Origin of the sequence: Parapedobacter flavus, from assembly GCF_035818675.1 — a bacterium.
Lineage (GTDB): Bacteria > Bacteroidota > Bacteroidia > Sphingobacteriales > Sphingobacteriaceae > Parapedobacter > Parapedobacter flavus.
The window spans coordinates 140,518-159,912 of sequence record NZ_JAYKZZ010000017.1; the positions used below are offsets into that span (position 1 = coordinate 140,518).

The following is a 19,395-nucleotide window of genomic DNA, read 5'->3' on the forward strand; positions in this document are numbered from 1 at the left end:
TGACGGCAACAGCATCATGATTTTTTCGACGGATATTTTTGCAGGCGAATATTTAACGAGACCATAAAATACCTTGCCAACCGGTTATTGCGCATAAACAGTGCGTCAGAGCCCATAATTTCATGGGTTACACCCGTATTCTGGTTAAACAAGTCAAAGCCCTGAAACCGGAGCAGCGCCATCTTGTTGGGTAAAAACGTACATTCGAGGTAGGCATTGAGCAATGTGGGGTTTACATTCACAAAACTACTGTAGCCGCTGTTGAGCCGATGCGATAAATCAAATCCGAATGCCCAGTTGTCCGAAAGATAGCCCTTCGCGGCCAGTCCTACCAGAAATGAGTTGGCATTGATGCCCTCGCTGTTACGCAGCGAATAACGGGTGTGGTTAAACGTGTAGCCGGTGTTCAATTCAGTTTCAATAATATCTTCAAGCATAAATCGCATTTGGATCGCTTGCGAGTAAATGAAATTACGTCCATAATTTTTTTCCTCGTTGATATACGATATGTTGTTCACATAGTCGGTGGTACCATTGAGATTCAGCTGGAAATCTCCATTGATGATCGGCGTACTGAACATATAATAGCCCCTGGCGTCAAAATAACCACTGGAATTACGGAAACTGGTTTCCTGCACCGTACCGTTGGGATTCGACCTGCTGGTTACGATTTTGTTCTGTATCTTATTGAAGGCCAGCTGGGCCTCGAAGAACTGGTTCTTGCCCATTTTAATTTGCCGGAAGCGGGTGGTCAACCGGTTGACGAACTCCGCTTTCAAATCGGCGTTCCCAATGATAATATTCTGTGAGTTGGTAAGGTTACGGATAGGCTGTATCTGCGAAAAGTTCGGTTGGTTGTTGGTACCCAAATATTCGACAGACAGTTCGCTCTCCTCACTGATACGGAACCGGAAGCCCGCGCTCGGGATGATATTGACATTTCGGTGCTGAATCAACGTATCCGCATGGAGCATGTGGCCTTGCAGCAGCAACGGTTGTACCGCAAACCCCAGCGTATATTTAAACCGCGTGTTCTGTTCCATTTGGTAATTCAGGCCCACCCGGTTGCTTTCGAAGAAATAGGAGTAGTCTACGCCCAGCGAATCGACAAACATTTCTTCGTTGGTATCCCATACGCTCCTGCGGCTGTCTATTGCCGTGTAGTTGTACTCATAATTGACCTCCAATATACTCGATTTGTCAATTGGTTCCACAAAAGAGGCCTTGAGCCGCCCTATGCGACTTTGGTTGTCACTGTTTATCTGCTGGACAAGGTAATACGCATCATCTTGAATGGGTTGTCCCGAATGCGCATTCATGCTCTCAAAATAATCATTTACGTCTTCCAACTTATCCTCTCTGGCATACTTACCCTGCATGTTGAGTACGAATTTCCTGCCGGGCTTATGAAACATCCGGGAATACAGGACGTCCATATCAAAATTGGGCGTCGACACCTCATCCGTAGCGTGGTACACCCGCTCGCTCACGATGTTGCGGTTTTTAATGGTATCGTTGCTATGGTTGGTGGTATTGACGGTACGATACGTCAGGTTCGGGCTTATTTTCAAATAGTTCCGGCTATCCAACTGGGCTTCTATATCCCAGGCCATCAAATGGTTGATGTTATCCGTAACGAGCTCCCGCTCTTCCTGGTTGATGATTTCGTAAAAATCGAAGTGGCTCGTCAACACCGACTGACCGATGGTATGGTTTTTTCTATTCGTGTAGGTGTACCTGCCATAAACGCTTACCTTGTCGGATAAATCATCGGAGTAACTAACACTGGCCGAATTGGTGGTATTCACGCCGTCTACGGGATCTGTCATGCCCGTAAGGTCCATGCTTCCCCGGTCGCGCGTACCTGCACCACTCGGCACCCCATAGCTAAAGAGGCTGGTATTGGTATTGTTAAACGAGCCCAAAACGGAAAACTCTTGCCCATCATTGAAGTTATTCAGCCCCATACTCCCGATGTAGCGCTTTTCCGTACCGCCACCGCCCGTTACCTGGCCAAATAGGATCCGCTTGCTGTCCTCTTTCAACACAATGTTGAGTATTTTCTCCGATTCGGTGTCTTTTACACCCGTGGTGTTGGCCATGTCGCCATAATAATCAATCACCTGTACGGACAGGATGAACCCCGCGGGGAGATTGCGGGTTGCCGTTGGCACGTCGCCGCCGAAGAAATTCTTGCCGTCTACCTGCACGCGGCTGATGAGTTTCCCTTGTGCGAAGACCTTACCATCCCGCCTTACTTGCATGTTGGGAAGTAGTTTCAATGCCTCTTCCAACAACGCGTTTTCCCGGATGTTATAGGCTTCCAGGTTATACTGTATTGTATCTTCCTTGAGGACGATCGGTTGCACCCTATTAATGACAATCTCCGCCAATAGTGTTCGCTGGGGTGGCAGCACGGTTGGCAACAGCTGCATGGTTGTACTCGGAAAATTATTGGCATAAGTGCGGTCTAATATTTTGTGCCCGATCATGCTAAAGCTCAACCTGAACTCGGGGCCAATGATATCGGAAAAGCTAAACTGGCCATGATCGTTGGTTACGGATAGCATCGTATCCAATATGGTGGTTAATCGCACATTGACGCCAACCAACGGCGTACCCGCCGTATCGATAACAAGGCCGCTTATTTCCTTTCGTTGATGCTGTGTGAAAGCCTGCAACGATACAAAAAGGAAGGCAAAAACGAGGAGCTTATGTGGTGCTATCGATGGCAACTTTTCGTAACAATAAATGAATCAGACGTGGATTACGTGGATACAAACAACAATCCCCGCCCCACCCTTTATAAAGAACGAAAGATAGTACATAATCCGTATGTGTGCAAAAAAAATCGGGCTGCCTCTTTAAAAAAGGCAGCCCGAATATCCTACTTGCTAACGGCTAGCATATTAACCATCGTACTGTACTTTAGGTATATGCTTGTCAATTTCCCATCGGCCAACACCCTCTTCACCGATTACGTCAAACATATCCAATATGCGGCGTGCCACATATTCTTCTTCAATCTGTTCCTCAAGGAACCACTGTACAAATTGAAAGGTCACAAAGTCCTTCAATTTGATGCATTTGTCGGCGATATTGTTAAACTGCTGCGTCACATACATTTCCTGTTCGAGCATTTCCTCAAATACCGAACGGAACGATTCGAAATCGGCCGGAATGTTGGTGATCTCCGGTGAGATTGCCTTTCCGCCCCGGTCATTCACATAATTGAAAAGTTTCATCATGTGCTTCCGCTCTTCTTCCGATTGCTCAGCAAAAAAGGTGGCGCTGAAGTCATACCCCTGGTCGTCGCACCAAGCCGACATCGCCAGGTAAACGGACGACGAATGTGCTTCTACCTTAATCTGTGCATTCAATATGGTTTCGATTTCTTCGTTCAACGAAGTTTTCAATCTTAATAAATCTTTCATGATATCCTTTGTTTTTCGATTTCAACAAACAAGCAACGGCTTACCCGAGCTTATGGTACAAAAATACACAAACTAAGCGGTAAACACCACAAAATAAAAGCAATACGAATTCAGTCTAAATTATGCGCGGGCGCTGGCAGAAGCCCCTTGGAGGCAGGCATTGACGACACTATTGAGCTCAATCATAAACTTGGCGCCATCCAGCAATTCACGGAGGTTCAGCACATCGTTTACATCCAAAACGAAACAACGAGGTGTACGGAATGGCATGACAATCGTAAAATCAGCAGTCCGTGATGAATCGATAATCATGGCCGACAGGTCGATGGCATCGATCCGCTTTTTGAAATTAAAGAAGTCGCCCACCCTAAACGCTGTGGTATCGCCGGCAAATTCCAACCAATAGCAATTCTTCCTGCTGCATTGATATACAGCCCCATGCTGGGTTTTATATATTTCTTCGAAATGAGCTAGCGGGCAAACCATTGTTTATTCCATGTCAATAATCGGAGGCGAATATACATATTATTTATAATCAGTCCAACTAAAATTGTTATTGGTCTTCCTAGGGTGATTTCTTTTTCTTACCACTCTCTCTTGCCGAGGCAACTTCTTTGCTTGTCCTCACCGTTCTCTCGCTGTGCTTTTTTTCCGTTCTTTAGCCGCGAAATTGATTTTCTTTCTTGTTACCCCTCTATGCCCCGGAGGCGATTTCTTCTTTCCGCTCCTTCGCCGCGGAGGCGACTTCCTTTCTTTTTTCCGCTCTATGCCGCGGGGGCGACTTCCTCTTTCCGCTCTATGCCGCGGGGGCATGGCACTTGGAGTGCACCCAAGTGCCCAAGGTGCTTCGGCTTGCCTGCTCCGTTGCAACCCGTTGCCGCATGCGCCGCAGCAAACCGAAGCCACCCCCATGCGCCAACCCACCCCTTCGTTCGTCGGTTCGCTGGATGTACGGTGGCTTCGCCCGGTATACGGGGTGGGGCATGCCTGGCTGCCGGTTGCGGCCTCCGCAGGCTAGGCCGTCCGCGTTCGATCTGGTATCTACGGATGGCTTCGCCATGGGTATGACGATCGGGGTCTGTGATAGCTCCGTTTGGATACTGGCAGCCACGTTCGTTCGGAGTAGGATCGGCCTTGGCGCAGTTGGACGTGCAGGCCGTGGCGGTGCATTGCAGGAACGACGGGGTAAGCACCCAAATAAGCGGAACCCAGCCATTGGGTAGGCTATTAGCGCTGGCGGCCTAGGGTTCGCGCCATTGCACCAGCGCGCAGCCGGAACGACAAATGCGGCACAGCCTTGCGTTTTGGTTCTGTGGGGCAAGCCAAAGAACAAAGCCCTGTCGCGGCCATGCTCGCCAGGAGAAATGACGATCGGGGTCCAGGGTAGCTCCGTTTGGCCATTTGCAGCCACGTCCGGTCGGAGGGAGGATCGGCCTTGGCGCAGTTGGACGTGCAGGCCGTGGCGGTGCATTGCAGGAACGACGGGGTAAGCACCCAAATAAGCGGAACCCAGCCATCGGGTGGGCCATAAGCGCTGGCGGCCTAAGGTTCGCACCATTGCACCAGCGCGTAGCCGGAACGACAAATGCGGCACAGCCTTGCGTTTTGGTTCTTTGGGGCAAGCCGAAGAACAAAGCCCTGTCGCGGCCATGCTCGCCAAGAGAAAAGACGATCTGGGTCCATGGAAGCTCCGTTAGGCCATTAGCAGCCACGTCCGTTCGGATGTAGGATCGGCCTTGGCGCAGTTGGACGTGCAGGCCGTGGGGGTGAGTTGCCTGAACGATGGGGTACCCCCCCAACAAGCGGAACCCAGCCATCGGGTGGGCCATAAGCGCGGGCGGCCTAAGGTTCGCACCATTGCACCAGCGCGCAGCCGGAACGACAAATGCGGCACAGCCTTGCGTTTTGGTTCTTTGGGGCAAGCCAAAGAACAAAGCCCTGTCGCGGCCAGCGACAAAACGCCTTGCGGGCAAATGCAACAAGCCCCTCGCGCAGCGAGCACCCCGTAAAACAACCCTTCGTTTGCGTAATCAAAGTGAAATACTGTCACCCGTTAATTTCGTGGCAATGGCTTACTCAATAGGGCAAACTCGGGCGGGAACTGCTGCTGCCACATATTGTAGTAATGCCCTTTTATATTCATCAGGCTTGAGTGATGGCCTTCTTCCACGAGGGTGCCTTTATAGAGCACTGCAATTTTATCGGCATTCATCACCGTACTGAGGCGGTGTGCAATAATGATCACGGTTTTACCCACCTTGTTAAAATCGGCAATGGTACGTTGCACGTGGCTTTCCGAGATCGAGTCGAGCGACGAAGTAGCCTCATCCAGGATAAGCACCTCGGGATGGCGGTAAAGTGCCCGCGCAATGGCAATCCGCTGCCGTTGCCCTCCGGAAAGCTGCGTGCCGTTCTCGCCGATATAGGTGTTAAGTCCCGCAGGAAGCTGCTCGATGAACGACAGCATATCTAATTCCTTGCACAGCCTCATGATTTCGTTCATATCGGGCGACAAATCGCCGATGGCAATGTTCTGCACGATATTACCGGCGAAAAGATGAACCTCCTGCGGTACGACCCCTACCAACCGCCGAAGGCTGTCGTGCGTGAGGTAACGTACGTCAAAATCGCCAACCGTTATTTTACCTCCTTGGATCGGATACATATTATGCAGCAACGAAAGCAACGTGGTTTTCCCCGAACCGCTCTCACCTACTATTGCGGTAACCTTACCTTTCGGAATCTGTAGGTTGAACTTTTCAAAAACTGTTGTGCGCGTGCCATATTGGAATTTCACATCCGCAAACGTCAGGTCGCCGACCATCTCAGTGGTCAGATCGCTCTGATTCTCGCTTTCCTCGCGCTCCAGGTCCATTACCTCAAAAAGGCGGTCGGCCGCGATTACGGCGTCTTGGATGGTTTTATTCATTCCGATCAGGCTACCCACCGGACCGATAAAATACCCTAAAATAGCGTAGAATGAGAGCAGTTCGCCTGGCGTAATGATTTTATCGAGCACGAATAACGTACCCAACCACAATAAAACCACCGTAAACAAGCCGGCCACCAGCCCGTTGGCATTCCCTATCCACAGGGAGTTCGTGGACGATGCGTAAACGCTCTTGAGCAACTGAATAAAACGGGTTTCTGTTTTGAAGTTGGCAAACTCCTCCAATCCGAAACGCTTGATGGTACGGGCGGCATTGACCGATTCGACCAATTGGGCTTCCAGATCGGCCGAATCCTCCATGAGTTTTCGTTGTGTCTTCCGGTGCAGCCGGTTTGCGAAATAATAGATGATGGAAAACAAAGGCACCACCAACAACAATACAAGCGCCAATTTCCAATAATAAGTAAACATCAGCGCAAATGAAAACACCACGATGAAGACATTGACGGCCAAGCCGACCAACACATCATTCACGAACGCCCTGATTTTCACCGCATCATTCATTCTCGATATGATCTCGCCTACGCGCATGTTATCAAAAAACGCCTGCGGCAACCGCAGCAGGTGCTTGTAATACCCCAAGATAAGCCGAGCGTCGATCTGCTGTCCGGTATTGATGGTGAGGATGGTACGGGCATGGTTGATGATCAGTTTCACCACCAAAATGGACACCATGGCAATCCCCATCAGATTGAGGAGGTTGCGATTTCCATCGGGAATCACATGGTCCACGATCTTTTGTAAGAAAATAGAAGTAGACAAGCCCAGCACGGTAAACAATAACGCGCCCGTGAGCACTTGCCAAAGGATGGCCCTATGGGGTTTCAACAAGTACATGAAACGGCTGGCCACGCTCACTTTCTCGCTGCCGGGTCGAAAGCCATCATCCGGACTGAGGAGAATCAGCACGCCGGTCCAGCTCTCCTTGAAGGTAGAAAGCGGCACCCTATCTACTGTTCCCGTGGCGGGATCCATTACCTGCACATCGGTCTTCGACACCCCATAAATAACCACATAATGCTGTAATCGTTGACGCACCACCACGTGGGCAATCGCCGGCAATGGGATATCGGGCAATGCTTCGAGGTCGCCACGCACACCCTTGGCCGAAAGATTCAGCTTCTTGGCCGCTTGGATAATACCCCATGCGGTCGTGCCTTTCTGGTCTGTCGAAGCATACTGCCGGATACGGGCGATGGGTACATCGCGCCTGTACCATGCCAATACAGATGCCAAGCACGCCGCCGCACAGTCGGCAATGTCATGCTGTTTGATTCTTACGCGTCTCAATCTTTTCATCTTTTGCCATGCTTAATCATCACTACCCATATGTTCAACGTGCGGCCTGTTGTTGAGCCGATATGATATTCGGATTCAGCCAATCATCTGCCTTGTCATATATCAATTGAAAGAGGGTGCGTCGCGTTACGAAAAATCGCGCCTGCAACGTCATCCCCTTATGTAGTTTGCCCTCATACCCATTTTTGAGCATCAGCTTGTCTTCATTAAGCAAGCAGCGCACTTTAAAATAGGGCTGCCCACGGTCGGTGAAGATATCGGCCGAAATCGACGTAATCTCGCCTGTGGCCATCCCCCATTGGTTATAATCATATGCCTCGACTTGAAGTTTCACCGGCGTGCCTGTATGCAGGTAACCGATATCCTTCGGCAGGATATACGCCTCGGCAATCAGTCCCGAATCGGGCGACACCTCAGCGAGCACCTCGTTTGCACTAATCATACTCCCCTGCCGCAGTCCCTTCACGGATTGCAGGGTGCCTGATGCCGGCGCCTGCAGCACGTACAGCTCCTGCTCTTTGTTTACCTGGTTTATCCGCGTCCCCAATTCACCCGTTTTCAAGCGAAGGCTATTCAAGTCCTGCTGCCATAGTGATGCCTGCTCGTCATAAGCCAGTTCCAATTCGGATTTGGCTTGTTGGTAAGTATAGTTTGCTTCATCATATTCGGCTGAAGAAATCACCCGGTTATCATACAATTGGCTGTACCGTTCGAAATTCTTTTCGGCCAGATCAAGTTGGTTCTGCAATTTAGATACCCGCTGCCAGAATAATGTGAACTGCTGGCCATACATCGCCGAGGCCAATGTAGGGCGTCGCGTCACGTTCCGCTGCTGGAGCATGTGGGTAAGTTTATGCAAGTCGTCCAGCTGGCTACCCAAGTCGGACCGCTGTGATAGCAGCAGATGCTCTTCCTGATCGAGGATATCCGTCCGTATCCTTGCCAGTACCTGTCCGGCCTCAACGCGTTGGTTTTCGGCTACGAATACCTCTTCTATACGACCCGAAACAATCGCTTTGATGACATGGTCTTCCTGCACGGCACGTAGCACTCCCGTTCCTTTCACGCTGACGTCGATCTTTACCAGAAACAAGGAAACAATAGCACCAATCACCAACAGTAGTAGAAGCTGGTACACGATGAGGGTACGTGGGTTGTGCCTATTAAAATGGTACTCTGCCGTAAATTCGACGATTTCAGCCGGAAACAGCTTTTTTGCCATGTTATCTTCGATGTATAGTATATGGAACGCCTACCCAAGGCTAATCGATAAAAAAAAGAGGGATATGTGTATCCCTCCTTTTAGTCAACCCTGCATGACAGAACTGTCGCCTATCACTCCTTGCAGGTGAGCAATCGGCTTATAAGCTGATACCGCCTAATAAACCACCTAAGAGACCACCAAGAAGGTTGCCGCCGCCCAATCCGCCTGCCAACCCGTTCAGGTTAACACTTGCATTAGCATCGATTTGATCATCGGTTCCAACCACCGTCAGCGACAACAGGTCGCCTACCGCTAGGCCACCAACCAACGGACCATTAAACAATCCCAACAACCCACCATTGGTGGCTTTCAACTCCTGCTCGTTCAATTCTTGAAGCTTCATAGATAATGTAAGTTTTAATTAGCGCCTACTCGATTGAAAGGTTTTCAGCATCCCCTTTTTGACAACAGCTCGGTGCATCGTCATCACAAAGAACGCCATTTTATGACGGAAATCATGCATTAACACCTGTAAATCAAACAACTGAAAGGAATAAAATATAACCGGTAGGAATACAATAAATATAGCGACCTGCCTTTTTATGAACGAAATAAACAGGATAAACTAACCCGGATACCAATTAGGCTTATTACTTTGCATCACTGCTTATGAACCCCTATGAATGGATGACCACGATATGATGAAACCTATCGCCAAAGCGAAAAGTGTTGCCAGCAACATCCGGCGCGTCCGGGAATACCGCAACTATACCCAAGATTACGTAGCACGCAAAATAGGGATATCCCAAAATGCGTACAGCAAGCTCGAACTAGGGTTCCACAAACTGTCTTTAGAGCGTCTGTTCCAGATTGCCGATGTATTGGACGTAGACTGCACCGCATTGCTTGAAAATGAAAACGATGGAATCGTTCAACTACGTATCGATCCCATCGCCAAACGTGCTATGCACTGACGCAGTATGAAACGGCCGTTAAAACAGGCTGTTTTTATCTACTTTTTCTACTTTACTGCCGTCTTTCAGGGTTTTGGTAATGGCATTGAATGGTCGGGAGACCACCTCATCGCCTTCGTTGAGCCCCGATAGCACGCGGATATACATATCGTCCTGGATACCCGTCGTCACCGCTACCTGTTTCACTGTATTGCTTTGTTCGTCATACACAAAGACATATTCGTTCGCCTTTTTATCGCCGCCCATGGCCGGCTTATCCACCGCGGCCGTATCTGCTGTTGCGGTCGTATCGGCCCCGTTGGCGCTAGGAGCTTCACGCGTGGTCACAGCTTGGATAGGAATAGCCAAACCATTGTCCTTTTGGGTGTGGATATCTACCGTGGCAGACAATCCCGGACGGAAGGGCGATGGGTTTTCGAGATCTTCCTTCAGCAGGTCATCGTACGACTCGGGTAATATGCGCACCTTCACATTGAAGTTCGTTACTTGGTCGGTGCCCGCTGTGCCACTCGCCGTAGCGGCCGTGGTAGACGAGCTGGCGATCTCAGTGATAACACCCTTGAATTTCCGGTCCTGGAATGCATCTATCTCAATAGTCGCCTCATTATCGAGTGCTACACGGTTGATGTCATTTTCATTAACCTCCACCACGACCTCCATAGCGTCCATGTTGGCAATACGCATAATTTCGGTGCCCGCCATCTGTGCCGTACCTACCACACGTTCGCCAAGTTCTACCTGCAAGATCGATATCACACCGTCTACGGGGGCGTAAATCGTTGTACGGGCCAAATTATCGCCGGCCTCCTTTACCGATGCTTCCGATTGGTCAATGCCGTATTTGGTAACCAGCACATTCTGCCGTTGGGCTTCCAACGTTGCACGGGCACTCTCATAATCCGCCCGTACCTGGTCAAACTCGGCTGCCGATATCACCTTCTTGTCAAACAATTCCTTGTTCCGGTTGTAGTTGGCTTCGAGGTTGGCGAAATTGATTTCCTGCTGCTTCAACTGTTGTTGTGCCATGGCCAAACTCGCCTTTTGCGCATTCAACGATGCTACTGCCCGCTCATACCCCGACTGGAGGATATCGGGCCGTATGCGACAAAGGATTTGACCCTTGGACACCACGTCACCTTCGTTTACCGTTAGCTCTACAATTTCGCCCGACACTTCGGAACTTAGCTTCACCTCTACCTCGGGCTGTATCTTACCACTGGCAGAGACCTGTTCGTTGACGGTCTTCTTCTCTGCTTTGTCTGTTGCAACCTTGATCACATCACCTTGGCCGATCCATCCCATTTTATTCGCGATGATAACGAATACCAACAGGACTGCAGCACCGATTAACACATACTTTAGCGTATTTTTCTTCTTTGCCATCGTTTATCTATGATTTGGTTGTTTATATATTCAGTTTTCAAAATTAATCTCATTGCCCAAATAGAAATCGATCACCTTGCTACGGAACAAAATGTCGTACCGTGCCTGGATGTGATCAAATTCCGCCCTATTCATGGTGGTCTGTGCGGTAAATAGTTCCACCGAGTTGGCCAAGCCCACGTCATACCGCTGACTAATGACCTCAAAGGCATCTTTTGCGGACGCGAAAGCGGTTTCTGTGGAATGGTAACGCGTTTTCGCCGCGCGCAGATCGAGCACCGCCTGGGCAATGATTTTATTCAAGTTATTTTTCGCCAGCTGTTCATTCGTCAACGCGTACTGGTAATTTATCTTCGCTTTATTTACACTGGTGCGCGTTTGAAACCGGTTGAAAATGGGGATCCTCAAGCTCAAACCAATGTAGGGACTCTCGTTTTCCTTTAGCTGGTCACCGAAATTCACGCGCTCGTAAATCGGCTCGTTGTTTGCGTCCACCCCAACAAGCTTGGATGCCACCGAAGAGACACTAGTACTGTAGCCCGCACCGAAACCCAACGTGGGATAATAGCCCCCCTTCGCAATAGCGACGTTTGCCTTGGCCGCCTCCGTTGAAAACTCCGCTGCCCGGATATCGGGTTGGGCAGCCAATGCCGTAGCGAATACCTCCCGGGCATCATAAACAACAGCGGTCTGCTCGATCAATTCAATGTCGGGTTTCTCTAGCACGATGTCTTCGGCCGGATCCATCTCCATCAGTTGCTTCAGATTCAGCATCGAAAGCTCGTAGGCATTTCTTGCAGAAGTTACATTCAATTCATCTGTTGCCACCTGGCTTTTGGCCTGCGACAGGTCGGCCAGGGTATTGTTCCCTACTTCGTAATTGGCGTTTGCTACCTCCAGCTGCCGTTGCGACAGCTTCAACTGCTGTTCTGCCGCGGTAAGCAGGTCCTGGTTCGTCAGTGCCTCCAGATAGGTTGTGGCGACCGACAATACGAGGTCGTTCTTGGCCTTTTCCACATTACTTTGGTCGGCCGCAAGCTGGCTTTTGTTTGCCCGTATTTGGTTGATGCGCTGAAAGCCCTGGAAAATCGGAATGTCTGTTGAGATACCGCCGCTGGCTGTATTCACCGAAGGCACCAGTTGGGCGGTATATTGATCGAAATAGCGTCCGAATCGCATACTTCCATTTACGTCGGCATTCAGCGTGGGATAAAATTGGCTCTTGGCCTGTTTCAGGTCTTCTTCAGATAACGCCGCCTGGAACCGGGCTTGCTTCACTTGCAGGTTATTATCGAGCGCATGGTAAATGGCCACTTTAATAGGCACCAATTTCTGCGCAGCGCTACGCGAAGGCGCCAGCAGCACCAAGCAGCAACCGGCCATGAAATATGCGAAGTATAGGAAACTTTTCTTCATTCCTTTCACTTTTTCAATATGTGATCTTTATTTGTTTCTTTTGTAAACGCACTATGTATACTGTCCGTCCGCCCGTATTGCTCAAGTGGTTTTACCCCACACTTACCTGGCATCGAAGCCGGGCGGAGAAATGCATTTTTCTCACCTTTGACGATGGGCCGATACCGGATGTTACACCATTCGTTATAAATACCTTAAAAAAATACGACATCAAGGCTACCTTCTTCTGTGTTGGCGAAAATATAAAAAAACATCCTGAATTGTTCGATCGCTTGGTGGAAAATGGCCATCGGATTGGTAATCATACTTACAACCACCTCAATGGCTGGCAAACGCCAGATGATATTTACCTTCAAAATGCAGATCGCTGCCAGCAACTCACGCATACCAATTTATTTCGGCCACCGTACGGGCGCGGGCGCCGCTCGCAGTACAAACGGCTACAGGAAACGTATGATATCATCATGTGGGACGTATTAAGCGGTGATTTTGACATCGGCCTCAGTCCGGATAAATGCTTACAAAACGTCATCAAGCACACGCGCAACGGCTCTATCGTCGTTTTCCATGACAATATCAAGGCTGCGCCACGCATTACATATGCCCTACCGCGCGCTATTGAGCATTGGCTGGGCCAAGGATATACGTTTGCGGTGTTATGAATGCGTCCTGACCGACCTATTGAACTTTCGTAGACATTTCCGATTCTGCGTATGCACTAAAGTACCCCAGGGCACCATCGCCAAAGGGCGACGGCGGATTTGCCGGAGCTGCCGTGCCAGGATTAGTAGATTCAACGGCATTCCAGAAATCATAGGCACCTATATCAATACTCTGCATCCAAACGGTCACTGAATCGCCGCTAACAAGGTCTGTATCGAAATCCATCAGGTCTTCACTCACATATTTGCCATCGTTAAACTTATCGTCCGATACCCGCAACATCTCCAAAGGCCCGCCGTTAACGCGCCAGAGGTAACGGTAATAATTCGGCACGCCAATCGGATCAGCATACCGCAGGCTAATGAATTTCTGCTCCTCGCCGAATAACGTTCTCACCCCGGTGCCAATGGAGTCGGCAGTGACCAACTGCGGCATGGTCGATGTCGCGGTAAACGCCTGCCCTTCCACCCGTACCGACAGCTCATACCGCTCCCCCTCGTGGCCCCTGAAACTACTCACATACACACCGGGCGAGGCTTCCCGATACCGAAACACACGTCCATCGCCATCGACCACGGTAACCTCCGCACTCGACACGGGGTCGTACGATTGCGCAACATCAAAGGCTACCGTGCGGCTGATGGTGACCTGCTGTTCATGCGATCGGTTGCTTACCGTGCCCACAACAACTAACTGCGGGTCCGCATCGTTCAAGTTCACATCGATTACATCTTCACATGAGAGTGAAAAAATACTGACTAACAGCCATATTACACACAATCTGTTCATCATCTAAAATTTAAAATTCCACGTAATCGACGGAATGATACCGAACAGCGCTATCCGGTACGCTTCGGTCACGTTAGGATTGATTTCGCTCTCCCTGAAGTCGATGATATACGCATTCTTACGGTTGTAAACATTGTATACGCCGAATGTCCAGCTTGACTGAAATCGCCTGGTTGCCCTCGACTCCCAAGTGGCGCCAAGGTCGAGCCGGTGGTAATCGGGCATACGATAACCATTGCGCTCGGTATAGTACCACAGGGTCCGCCCATCCACGGTGTACTTCCCGCTGGGGAAGGTCACCGCATTGCCTGTGCTATAGACAAGTGTTGCAGAAAGGTTCCACCGGGGAGACAGCTGGTACATCGCCACCGCAGACACATCGTGGGTGCGGTCTTGCCGCGCGTCAAACCACGTTCCGCTATTGATACCGTCAAACTGGCGCTCACTTTTTGCCAAAGCATAACTCAACCATCCGTTCAATTTGCCTTTCTGCTTTTTCAGGTACAGCTCCACGCCGTAGGCACGCCCTACTCCATACAACAGTTCCCCTTCGATATGTTCATTCGCCTGCAAGTCGGCGGCATTGCGGTAATCGATCTGGTTTTGCATGTATTTATAGTAAGATTCGACGGAAAACGCATACCTACCGCCGCCGAAATTCTGGTAATAACCCAACGCCGCCTGGTCTGCCAACTGGGGCTTGATGTTGTTGCTGCTCATTACCCACGTATCCGTAGGCAGGCTCGCTGTGGCATTGGTTAGCTGGTGCAGGTGCTGCACATTGCGGTTGTACGATAGCTTCAAGCTATTGTTCGCGGCCAGCTCGTAGCTCAGCGATAAACGGGGTTCCAGATTGAGGTAGTGCTGCGCTACAACGCCGCTCCCATATACCTGGCTGCTTATCGCATCGCCATCCCCATCGTAGTCGTAAAACGTACCGGGCCCCAACAGCATGAAATTCGTTAGCCTGAGCCCATAAATCACGTTCAGCCGTTGCACGGGCTTCCACTCGTGTGAAAGATAGCCCGCCAACTCCAGTCCCTTGCGGTTTTCCAATTGCAAACTATTTACGGCTGTTTCCTCGTCCGCATCGATGTTTGCAGGCGATATACCTTGGTGAAGCACATTGAATCCAAAACGCCAGGTGCTTCTATTCGTGGCAAAAAACTGGAAATCCTGTTTAAGATTATAGTTCTGTATGCGTGAAGCGATGACGAAGTTAAAATCGTCGCTTTCAATGTTGACATTGTAATTGAAATTGCTGTAAACCGCCGTGGTGTTCGAAAACCAGCGGTTATTCAAGATGTGGTTCCACCGCAAGGTACCTGTAGCATTGCCCCAATCGAACCCGAAGAGGCCAGCGTACCCCATCACATCCCTTCCGAAATACCCCGAAAGGTAGAGCGTATTCCGTTCATCAAGCCGATAATTTCCCTTTGCGTTGAGATCGTAAAAATATAATTGGCTGTTTTTCACCGCCTCATCGTTAGATAGCTTAAGAAACACGTCTGCATATGTCCTTCTCCCGCTTACCACGAAAGAGCCGCGGTCTTTCACAATGGGGCCCTCCACTTTCAGCCGTGATGCGATAAGGCCCACACCGCCTTCAGCGCCGAACGACTTTTTATTTCCATCCTGCATGGTGATATCGAGCACCGATGATAGGCGGCCTCCGTATTGGGCGGGCATACCGCCTTTGTACAGTTTCACATCTTTGATTGCGTCCGAATTGAAGGTAGAAAAGAACCCGAAGAGGTGCGAGGCGTTGTAGACCATGGCTTCATCCAGCAAGATCAGGTTCTGGTCGCCAGCACCACCCCGCACGAAGAAATTGCTACTCCCCTCGCCTCCCGACAGTACTCCCGGGAGCAGCTGAATGGTTTTAAGCACATCTTTCTCTCCCATCAGCACGGGCACATGCTTAATTTCATTTACGTCTACCCGGGTGAGTCCCATCTGGGGGCTACGCACCTGGTCATCCGCGGCCGATTGGCTGATAACCACCTCTTGCAGCAGCCTGCCACTGCTCAACTCTATGTCTACCACCGTATCTGCCGTCAATTCGAAGGCCAGTTCTTGCGACTGGTAGCCTACGTGCGAGACCACCAGGGTATGGTTTCCCTGATCCAAGGTGAGCGAATAAAACCCATAATTATTGGCACGGGCACCTACGGCGGCATCCGTACGAAGCCGAATACTGGCGCCTATAAGGGTTTCGCCCGATTGCGCATCGCGGATATGGCCACTAATGGTGTATGTGGTCTGCGAAAAAACAGGTGTATCCAGCGCGAGGAGCACGATAAAAAACAAGAAAAGAGATCTACATAATAGCATAAAGGGCATGGAATTACGTTAAGTTTCCAACGGTGCGTCAATCAATTTCCATGACGTACTTCTGCTTCTTGGATTTGAATTTTTCTGGAACGGAAGCCACAATTTCCTTTTCGAGCGCATCGATAGCCACCTCCTTCAGGAAATTCCGGGTGGTTACCAGACTGATTTCCCGCACGGGTTCGGGCGCTTTGAAATACCGTACACGGGCCAGATGGTCCTCATCGAAATCCGCCACACTCAATTCGGGCAAAATGGTAACACCCGAATTGCTGTCTACCATCCGTTTGAGGGTCTCTACACTTCCGGTATTATATTCAAAGGTACCCTGCGGGTCCATACTGCGCTTCCGCTGGCAGATGTTGAGCACCTGCCCGCGCATGCAATGCCCCTCAGTGAGTAGCCAAAGCTTGTCGCTCAATACATCTTCTGCGGTTACTTCCCGTTTATTCACAAGCACACTTTTCGCTGATAGGTAAGCGACGAATGGTTCGTAAAACAATGGGCGTTCCACCACCGACGGGTCGTACACCGGCGTAGAAAGCACCCCGCAGTCGAGCAGGCCCAGCTTCAATTGTTCGACAATCTTGTCGGTGGTGTGTTCCCATATCTGCAACTGCAATTTCGGAAACTTCTGCATGAAGCCGCCCAACACCCGCGGCAGCAGGTAGGGTGCAATGGTGGGGATGACGCCAATACGCAGCTCACCTTCCAGTTCACCTTTTTTCAATTGTACAAGCTCGTTGATCTTGCGGCTCTCGTTGAGCACGATCCGGGCCTGTTTGACAATTTCCACGCCCAATTCAGTAGGTACAATCGGCTGCCGGCTCCTATTAAAGATACGGGCACCGATAGATTCCTCCAGCTTCTGTATCTGCATACTCAGGGTCGGCTGGGTTACGCAGCATTTCTCTGCCGCTGCCACAAAACTCCGGTACGTATCCACCGCCACAATATATTCCAGTTGTACTAACGTCATGTCCTTACAAAGTTGACGCAAAGGTAAGAAAAGCATGGGACCAACCCAGGTCATCTTTTGCAGTGTGCCGCAAAACGATCAACCCCACGTTGCTGGTTGGGGCTTAATGGCATAAACTATCTATCAATTTTATACCAATTAAGCATCATATTATCAAGTTCGAACGTTTCAATGAATGTAAACCCAACCTTGGTCAGCACCCTATTCGACCCTTTGTTTTCAACATCGGCCATGCCAAAAATCTCTTTTATACCCAGTGTATTAAAGCCGTAATTGAGCGAAGCAATAGCCGCTTCTGTCGCAAAACCGTTTCCCCAATATCGCTTTATTAATCGATAACCGAGATCATAGAAATTGTGATGTCCATTTGTCTCTTCGGTTATGTACTTAAGACCCGCCCAGCCTAAGAAAGCGTTTGTTTTTTTGTCTATCATTGCCCATCGCCCAATACCATTATCGACATATTGCTTCCTGATATAATCAATCACGTCAGAAACCTGGCTTTTATCCTGTACAGGTTTATTCCCCAGGTATTGGTGTACATCAGGGTCCGAGTCGAGGTCGTACATTCCATCGATATCCGATGGACAAATCTCCCTCAAAATTAACCGTTCTGTTTCTGCGTATATTCTCATGGACCGCTTACACTGAATTTCCTTCTTTCCCTTTTCATTTTACAACTGCTAAGTTAAACATTTAACGTAGCTGTTTTTCGGGAGTACTGTGTACCTATTCGTATTTTGGGGTTATCCGCCGCTCATCAATTAACGTTTTTCTGTACATAATTTCTGCTCTTTCCCTAGGATAGGATACGCTATTACGGCTTATTTACAGCTTTACAGCAAAAAACCCGCCCTACGGTATCGTAAAGCGGGTCAGTACCTGGAGCGGGAATCGAACCCGCACTCCTTTAACGGGAACAGGATTTTAAGTCCTGCGTGTCTACCAGTTCCACCATCCAGGCAACGACGGTTTTTTTAAAGAGACCGCAAACTTAGATAAATTCGCATTTATATGCAATATAAATATGCTAAACTTACGGTCCCCCTAAATTCGCTACATCCTACTTAACTCAGCTCAGCCCCCACGCGCTCTAGTAGCCGTTTGGTCGCTTTAATACCTTCTTCCTCGCTTAACTCGCTACCTTCATACTCAATACCTACGTGCCCGGTGTAACCCGCATCTTTGACAATTTGCAGCATTTTCCGGTAATCGATATTCGTTTCATTGCCTTCGGCATCAAATACATTCGATTTCGCGCTTACGCCCTTGGCAAAGGGCATCAGGTCTTCCACGCCCTGATAGCGATCGTACTCATAGAAATTCCCAAAATCGGGCAAGCTGCCGCAATTGTCTTTGCCTACGCCTTGCAGCACCGCACTCAGCCAGTCGCCGTGAGATGATATGCCACCGTGGTTCTCCACAATGACATTGATATCGTGTTGAGAAGCAAACTCGCTCAACCGACCCAAACCGTCGATGGCAGCTGCCTTTACTTCATCGGGAGTGCCCTCGCCAGCGGCATTCACGCGAATGGCATGGCATCCCAAAAACTTCGCCGCTTCTACCCATTTGTAATGGTTTTCCACCGCTTGGGTGCGTTCCGTCTCGTTGGTCGACCCCAATGGCCCCTCACCATCGATCATGATGAGTACATTAGTCACGCCATAATCCTTGGCCCGCTGATTCAAATCGGTCAAATACGCCTGGTCTTTGGCTTTATCCTTGAAAAATTGGTTTACATACTCAACGGCATATATCCCGAATGTCTCTGCGGCGGTTTTTGGGAAATCAAGGTTATCCAGCTTTCCATCGAACAACGTTTTGTGCAGCGACCACTCCGCCAAAGAAATATCAAAGAATAATTTCTTGTTTGTAGCGCTAGCACACGATTCGCCCAATATGGGCAATACGGATAGGCCCAACGCTCCTACCCCAAGTTGTTTCAAAAATAATCTTCTATCAGTCATATC

The 19,395-nt window shown here is 49.6% G+C and carries 17 protein-coding genes and 1 tRNA gene; 2 read left to right on the forward strand and 16 right to left on the reverse strand.

The genetic code is table 11. The annotated features are described in order from the left end of the window. Positions 1-14: 14 nt before the first annotated feature. The 8 genes from U9S71_RS15000 to U9S71_RS15035 all read right to left on the reverse strand — a co-directional run bounded on the left by U9S71_RS15000 (position 15) and on the right by U9S71_RS15035 (position 9,290). The gene (locus U9S71_RS15000; RefSeq protein WP_326328365.1) at positions 15-2,735 is read right to left on the reverse strand and encodes an outer membrane beta-barrel protein; all 2,721 of its coding nucleotides are present in this window, start codon (positions 2,733-2,735) and stop codon (positions 15-17) included. Positions 2,736-2,909: 174 nt separating this feature from the next. Further along, entirely contained in the window at positions 2,910-3,434 is a 525-nt protein-coding gene (locus U9S71_RS15005) for a ferritin (RefSeq protein WP_326328367.1), read from the reverse strand. Positions 3,435-3,554: 120 nt separating this feature from the next. Beyond that, positions 3,555-3,920 (reverse strand): hypothetical protein, encoded by a 366-nt coding sequence (locus U9S71_RS15010; protein ID WP_326328369.1) that lies wholly within the window; start codon positions 3,918-3,920, stop codon positions 3,555-3,557. 310 nt (positions 3,921-4,230) lie between these two features. Then, a complete protein-coding gene (locus tag U9S71_RS15015; RefSeq protein WP_326328371.1) occupies positions 4,231-5,085 on the reverse strand; it encodes a hypothetical protein in 855 nt (284 codons plus the stop codon). Between the two features lie 42 nt (positions 5,086-5,127). Continuing rightward, entirely contained in the window at positions 5,128-5,484 is a 357-nt protein-coding gene (locus tag U9S71_RS15020) for a hypothetical protein (RefSeq protein WP_326328373.1), read from the reverse strand. A 3-nt stretch (positions 5,485-5,487) separates the two neighbouring features. Beyond that, the gene (locus tag U9S71_RS15025) at positions 5,488-7,683 is read right to left on the reverse strand and encodes a peptidase domain-containing ABC transporter (protein WP_326328375.1); all 2,196 of its coding nucleotides are present in this window, start codon (positions 7,681-7,683) and stop codon (positions 5,488-5,490) included. 34 nt (positions 7,684-7,717) lie between these two features. After that, entirely contained in the window at positions 7,718-8,905 is a 1,188-nt protein-coding gene (locus U9S71_RS15030) for an HlyD family secretion protein (protein WP_326328376.1), read from the reverse strand. Between the two features lie 139 nt (positions 8,906-9,044). Beyond that, a complete protein-coding gene (locus U9S71_RS15035; protein WP_326328378.1) occupies positions 9,045-9,290 on the reverse strand; it encodes a hypothetical protein in 246 nt (81 codons plus the stop codon). Positions 9,291-9,585: 295 nt separating this feature from the next. Between U9S71_RS15035 and U9S71_RS15040 the strand changes: the two genes are divergently transcribed. Next, a complete protein-coding gene (locus U9S71_RS15040; protein ID WP_326328380.1) occupies positions 9,586-9,861 on the forward strand; it encodes a helix-turn-helix domain-containing protein in 276 nt (91 codons plus the stop codon). 18 nt (positions 9,862-9,879) lie between these two features. On the opposite strand, the gene U9S71_RS15045 is transcribed toward U9S71_RS15040, so the two are convergent. Then, positions 9,880-11,244, reverse strand: a complete 1,365-nt coding sequence (locus U9S71_RS15045; protein ID WP_326328382.1) for an efflux RND transporter periplasmic adaptor subunit — start codon at positions 11,242-11,244, stop codon at positions 9,880-9,882. 30 nt (positions 11,245-11,274) lie between these two features. Then, on the reverse strand, positions 11,275-12,660 hold the full coding sequence (locus tag U9S71_RS15050) for a TolC family protein (protein WP_326328384.1): 1,386 nt from the start codon (positions 12,658-12,660) through the stop codon (positions 11,275-11,277). Between the two features lie 53 nt (positions 12,661-12,713). Between U9S71_RS15050 and U9S71_RS15055 the strand changes: the two genes are divergently transcribed. Next, positions 12,714-13,322, forward strand: coding sequence for a polysaccharide deacetylase family protein (locus U9S71_RS15055; protein WP_326328386.1), 609 nt, complete (start codon positions 12,714-12,716; stop codon positions 13,320-13,322). A gap of 16 nt (positions 13,323-13,338) precedes the next feature. On the opposite strand, the gene U9S71_RS15060 is transcribed toward U9S71_RS15055, so the two are convergent. The 6 genes from U9S71_RS15060 to U9S71_RS15085 form a co-directional block, all read right to left on the reverse strand. Beyond that, positions 13,339-14,115: a DUF4249 domain-containing protein gene (locus U9S71_RS15060; protein WP_326328388.1), complete on the reverse strand. Its 777-nt coding sequence runs from the start codon at positions 14,113-14,115 to the stop codon at positions 13,339-13,341. Further along, a complete protein-coding gene (locus tag U9S71_RS15065; RefSeq protein ID WP_326328390.1) occupies positions 14,116-16,446 on the reverse strand; it encodes a TonB-dependent receptor in 2,331 nt (776 codons plus the stop codon). It abuts the gene before it with no gap. Between the two features lie 37 nt (positions 16,447-16,483). Beyond that, entirely contained in the window at positions 16,484-17,422 is a 939-nt protein-coding gene (locus tag U9S71_RS15070) for a hydrogen peroxide-inducible genes activator (protein WP_326328391.1), read from the reverse strand. Positions 17,423-17,538: 116 nt separating this feature from the next. Next, the gene (locus U9S71_RS15075; RefSeq protein WP_326328393.1) at positions 17,539-18,057 is read right to left on the reverse strand and encodes a GNAT family N-acetyltransferase; all 519 of its coding nucleotides are present in this window, start codon (positions 18,055-18,057) and stop codon (positions 17,539-17,541) included. Positions 18,058-18,301: 244 nt separating this feature from the next. Then, a tRNA-Leu gene (locus tag U9S71_RS15080) sits at positions 18,302-18,386 on the reverse strand. Between the two features lie 103 nt (positions 18,387-18,489). After that, complete coding sequence (locus tag U9S71_RS15085) at positions 18,490-19,392, reverse strand: sugar phosphate isomerase/epimerase family protein (RefSeq protein WP_326328394.1); 903 nt, start codon at positions 19,390-19,392, stop codon at positions 18,490-18,492. Positions 19,393-19,395: the final 3 nt, after the last annotated feature.